7 protein-coding genes are annotated in these 4,770 nt (G+C 64.9%); all 7 read right to left on the bottom strand.

What is annotated here, in order from left to right:
• Positions 1 to 472, bottom strand: a 472-nt coding sequence (locus VEK15_28390; GenBank protein HXV64650.1) for a sulfatase-like hydrolase/transferase, incomplete at its 3' end; no start/stop codon positions are given.
• A complete protein-coding gene (locus VEK15_28385) occupies positions 469 to 1,377 on the bottom strand; it encodes a dihydrodipicolinate synthase family protein (protein HXV64649.1) in 909 nt (302 codons plus the stop codon). The genes VEK15_28385 and VEK15_28390, both read right to left, overlap by 4 nt.
• Positions 1,374 to 1,802 carry a tRNA (adenosine(37)-N6)-threonylcarbamoyltransferase complex ATPase subunit type 1 TsaE gene (tsaE, locus tag VEK15_28380; protein HXV64648.1) on the bottom strand — a complete coding sequence of 143 codons (429 nt, stop codon included), beginning with the start codon at positions 1,800 to 1,802 and terminating at the stop codon, positions 1,374 to 1,376. Before tsaE ends, VEK15_28385 begins: the two co-directional genes overlap by 4 nt.
• Before the next feature lie 5 nt (positions 1,803 to 1,807).
• The gene (locus VEK15_28375) at positions 1,808 to 3,349 is read right to left on the bottom strand and encodes an NAD(P)H-hydrate dehydratase (GenBank protein ID HXV64647.1); all 1,542 of its coding nucleotides are present in this window, start codon (positions 3,347 to 3,349) and stop codon (positions 1,808 to 1,810) included.
• A gap of 11 nt (positions 3,350 to 3,360) precedes the next feature.
• Positions 3,361 to 4,173, bottom strand: a complete 813-nt coding sequence (locus VEK15_28370; GenBank protein HXV64646.1) for an amino acid racemase — start codon at positions 4,171 to 4,173, stop codon at positions 3,361 to 3,363.
• A gap of 37 nt (positions 4,174 to 4,210) precedes the next feature.
• Complete coding sequence (locus VEK15_28365) at positions 4,211 to 4,420, bottom strand: UXX-star (seleno)protein family 1 (protein ID HXV64645.1); 210 nt, start codon at positions 4,418 to 4,420, stop codon at positions 4,211 to 4,213.
• A gap of 38 nt (positions 4,421 to 4,458) precedes the next feature.
• Positions 4,459 to 4,770: NUDIX domain-containing protein (locus VEK15_28360; protein ID HXV64644.1), on the bottom strand; the 312-nt coding region annotated here is incomplete at its 5' end.

Below are 4,770 nucleotides of genomic sequence, written 5' to 3'. Positions count from 1 at the left end.
GTTCGATCTCGGTCGCACCGGTGAGCCAGGTCTGCTCGTATTCGTCGAAACCCTGGGCGAACCCGAGTCGAGAATCGAGATTTCCGTTGTCGACGGCGGCAGCGGTGCGGTAGCCGGTCCTCTTCAGGGTCTCGGCCAGGGTGTCGTTGAAATCGGGAAGGTCGCGATCGCGGACGGTGAGCCCGTGCTGTGATGCGTACCGGCTGGTGAAAAGCGACGCGAAACTCCCCCGAGTCTTTGGCCAGTAGGTGAAGGCCTTCTCGAAAGTCACGCCCCGTGCCGCGAGCGCATCGACCGCCGGGCTGGTCTGGCGGGGATAGCCGTACGCGCTCAAATGGTCGGCCCGCAGTGTGTCGACGGTGATGAGAAGTACGTTGATGCCCGCGTTTCGCGGAGGGAGCTCGGAAGCGGTCTCGCAGCCGTGCAGGAGCGGCGCAACCACGATTGCCGTTCCGAGCGTGCGCCGATTCACCGAGCGGTCTCCGCGGACGCGTGGCCGAGCGACTGGAGAAGCTCGCGGGCGGCTTCCTCGGAGACCGAGGCCAGGGGAGCGCGGGGAGGCCCACCATACCAACCGATTTTGTCCAGAAGGGCCTTGACGCCGGGAATTCCGTAGCGGCCGAGCAGCAGGCGGTTGAAGGGCACGAGTCGGGACTGGATTTTCCTCGCCCGATCGAGCTCAGCGGCGGCGCAGGCGTCCCACAGATCGACACAAACTTCGGGCGCCACATTTGCGTCGGCGAGAATGGCTCCGCTCGCTCCGGCGTGGAAGGCCGAGACCAGGATCTGAGCGGACCCGGTCAAAACTTTGAAGCCGCCGCCGCAAGCCCGCTTGGTCTCCTCGAGCGCGAAAACGTCGCCGGAGCTGTCTTTGATACCGACGATGTTGGGATGCTCGGCGAGCTTCGCGACGGTCTCGGGAGCGAGTGATAACCCGGTGCAGGCGGGGATGTGGTACACGACGACGGGAATGGTGCTCGAATCGGCCACCCGCCGGTAATGGTCGACGAGGGAGCTCTCCACGAACGAACGTCGGTTGTAATGCGGAGTGACGACGATCGCGTAGTCGCATCCGATCTCGGCAGCGAACCCGGTCAGCGTCACGGTCTCTTTCGTGGATTCCGCCCCGGTTCCCGCCAGAAGGACGCGATCGCTGGGGATATGCTCTCGCGCCGTCTCCAGCACCCGTTTCTTTTCGTCGGTCGTGAGCGACACGAACTCACCCGTGGTCCCGAGAGCCGTGTAACCGGCAAGGCGGGTGCGATTCCAGGACGACAGGTTCGTGGCGAGCCGATCGAGGGCCAGCTCCTCGTCCTGGCGGAACGGAGTGGGGATGGCGGCGATGATCCCTTCGAGTCTCGGTCTGGGTCTCGTCATCTCGTTACTCCGGGACGTATCGTGATTCGACGCTCGTTCTCTCCCGTCATTTCCAAATGAACCCGGATGGCTTCGCGGCGGGCGAACCGTCCGAGCTTCTCCGGCCACTCTACCACCAGCACCGCGCCCTCTTCCTCCAGCTCTTCGAGCCCGAGCTCGACCAGCTCTCTCGCGTTCTCGATTCGGTAGAGATCGATGTGGTAGACGTCACGCGTAGCACCACTGTAGCGGTTGACCAATGCAAACGTCGGGCTCGAGACGACGGCCGGGTCGATGCCATAATGTTTGGCAAGGCCCTTGGTGAAGGTCGTCTTTCCCGAACCCAGGTCTCCCTCGAGGTAGTAGACCGAACGAGCTGGTGCTTCGGTAGCCAGCTCCTCGGCAATGGCGACCGTTTCTTCGGGGCTGTGACTCGTGCGGGTCAAGCTAACTAGCTCAGCCGTCGAAAGGCCTCCGGCAGTTTCTCCATCAGGTCGCCCGCGGTCATGGAGAGCTCGCCCCTGTCGCCGGCGGCCAGGTCTCCCGCGAGCCCATGGACGTGGGCGGCGAGTGGCAGCGTATCCTGGAGCGGAATCCCCTGGGCGAGAAGCCCCCCGACGACGCCGGTGAGCACGTCGCCGGTGCCGGCGGTCGCCATTCCCGCGTTGCCCGTAAGATTGATCTTCGTGTTGCCCACGGGATCGCACGAAAGCGTGCGAAATCCTTTGAGAAGGACGTGTGCGTTGGTCGCCGTCGCGAGCTGTCTCACCGCGAGCAGGCGGTCCTGCTCGACCTCGCCCGCGGACAGCTGGAGTAATCGGCCTGCCTCACCGGGATGCGGCGTGAGAGCCAGCTCCCCGTCCATCTTGATCAGGCCCGATATCGCCAGGGCATTGATCCCGTCGGCGTCGACGACCGTCGGCTTGCGCGCCGTCTCCACGAGCTTGGCGACGAGCCGGACCGTTTCCCCATCGAGCCCGAGGCCGGGGCCGATCGCGAGGGCCGACCGGGATTCGATGAGCTTGGCGAGTTGGCGGTGAGCTTCGAAGGCAATCCCCCCGCTTGCGGTTTCGGGCAGTGACTCCCACATGACTTCCGGAACCATGGGTGCCATCATCGCGATGGCGCTCGCCGCCGAGGCGACGGTGACGAGGCCCGCGCCCGACCGAAGGGCCGCACGCGCCGTCATCACTGCGGCACCCGTCTTGCCGACCGAGCCGGCGACCACGAGCAAATGGCCGAAAGTCCCTTTGTGCGACGAGCGAGGTCGCGCCGGCAGCAACCGGGCCAGGGCCCGTTCCTCGATGATCTCGAGCGACGGGTCTCTGCTGGCTAGAAACCCGTGGGGAATTCCGATGTCGACCGTCTCGACGTGACCGCAGCGCTCGCACGCCGGCGGGAGGTAGTGGCAGATCTTGGGAGCCGCCAGCGCGACGGTAAGCTCGGCGGCGACTGCGGCACCGGGGATGCGCGCGGAATCGGACGAGAGGCCCGAGGGGACGTCGACGGCGACCACGGGAGCGTCGATCTCGTTGAGGCCCTCGATGGCCTTTCGCGCCAGGCCGCGCGCGCCTTCGGAGAGGCCCGTTCCCAGAATGGCATCGACAACGAGGTCCGCAGTCGCGACACGGGGAAACACCTGGTCCCAGTCATCCTCGGTGGGTACGGCCGTAACCGGAAGCCCCATTTTGAGCGCCGTCTGGAGATTGTCGATCGCATCGGCACTCAAGCTCTCGAACGGCGCGAGCACGAAGGCGCGTGCGTCACACCCAGATTCCAATAGAACGCGAAGGCAGACGAGACCGTCACCGCCGTTGTTTCCCTTGCCGCAGACGATGGCGATGATGCGCTCGTCGAGGTCCTCGATGCGCTCCCGCATAACCTGGACGATCGCCCGCCCGGCGTTCTCCATCAGGACTCGTCCGGGGAGACCGATATCCTCGATCGTGCGGCGGTCGGCTTCGCGCATAGCGGCGCTGTCGAGTACGTGCATTGCCGAAGGTTCTAAGAGGGTAAGGGACGATTGCCGAGTGCGATCTCGACGGCGGCTTCCGCCGCAACCCACATCGGGTCGAGCAATCGGACCTCGTCCACGCGATCGCGACCGAGCACCAGCGGAATCTCCGTGCAGGCCGTGAGCACGACGTCGGCCCCGGCCCGCGACAGCCTACGGGCAGCCTCGCGCATCGGCTCGGCGAGCTTCTCTCTCGAGAGGGGATCCCGGTAGCCACCCGATTTGATGCCGCCTCCCGCGCGATTCCCGTTGCATAGCGCGCCGTAGATGGGCTCCATGACGAGCTTCTCCTGCATCTGTTCGCCGCCCTCGAGATCGAAAGGTGTCAGCATTCGCGACTCGGGTGCGATCCGTCGAATTGTTTCCGCATAGATACCAGAGCGAATCGTTCCCGATGCCGCGAGTACGCCGATGCTTCCTCTCGGGCCCACGCGGGCGAGCGCCTTTTCCACCGCCTCGCGGACCATGTCGAGAAATGGTATCGAGACTCGGGGTCGCACTTGGGGAAGGAAGACGTGCGCGGTATTGCACGGGATGACTGCGAACGCGGCGCCGACGAGCCGCCTCGCGCTCTCGACCAGGGCCTCGACCGGAGACTCGGTGCCCTCGAGGATCGCCCGGGTGCGATCGGGTGTCGCGGGCATCGAGGAGAGCACCCACGGTGGATAGTCCTGATCCCGAGCGGAACGGCCGAGCGCTTGCTCGGTGGCTCTCAACAGAAGCGCTTCGAACTCGACGTGAGCATGGGGTCCCAGGCCGCCGAGGATCCCGATGACGTGTTTCCACGTCGGCTTTGTAATCACGGCGTGAACCGACGGACCGTCGGCAAGCTCAGACCCCTCACGTACCGCCGTAGCCGATGGTGACCTTGTCTCCATCGACGATGACCGGCACGGCTCTCTGGCCGCCGCTCGAGGCAAGCATTGCGGTCATATGCTCCGGGTGGGACTTGACGTCGAAGTACTCCACGTCACGACTCGCATAGGCCTCACGGGCCGCGGTAGTGTACGGTCAACCGGCCTTTCCGAATATCTTCACCGTGTCAGCCATGGCGTCATGTTACCACGTCGTCGGGGGCTCTCACCCTGCTAGGTGGGATTTCGCGGACACAGAAATCGCCGGATATAGCTCCTCAATGCATCGCGGGTGCTGGAAAAGGCGAGCTCTGGCCACGGAATAAGCCCGGGATCGAACGAGCGCACTTCGAGACATTCATCCGCGGCCTGGAGCTCGCCGGAAACCACCTCGGCAGCGTACACGACGACGACGACGGGAGAGCTCTCGTAGGAGAACACATCGATGAGCTCGACGATATCGACGTGGACGTTGGCCTCTTCCCGAGTCTCCCGCACCGCGGCGTCGACCACGGTCTCGCCGCGGTCGACGAACCCACTGGGAAA

The organism is Vicinamibacteria bacterium, assembly GCA_035620555.1.
Classification (GTDB): Bacteria; Acidobacteriota; Vicinamibacteria; order Marinacidobacterales; family SMYC01; genus DASPGQ01.
This window is presented reverse-complemented; position numbering and strand designations above follow the sequence as displayed.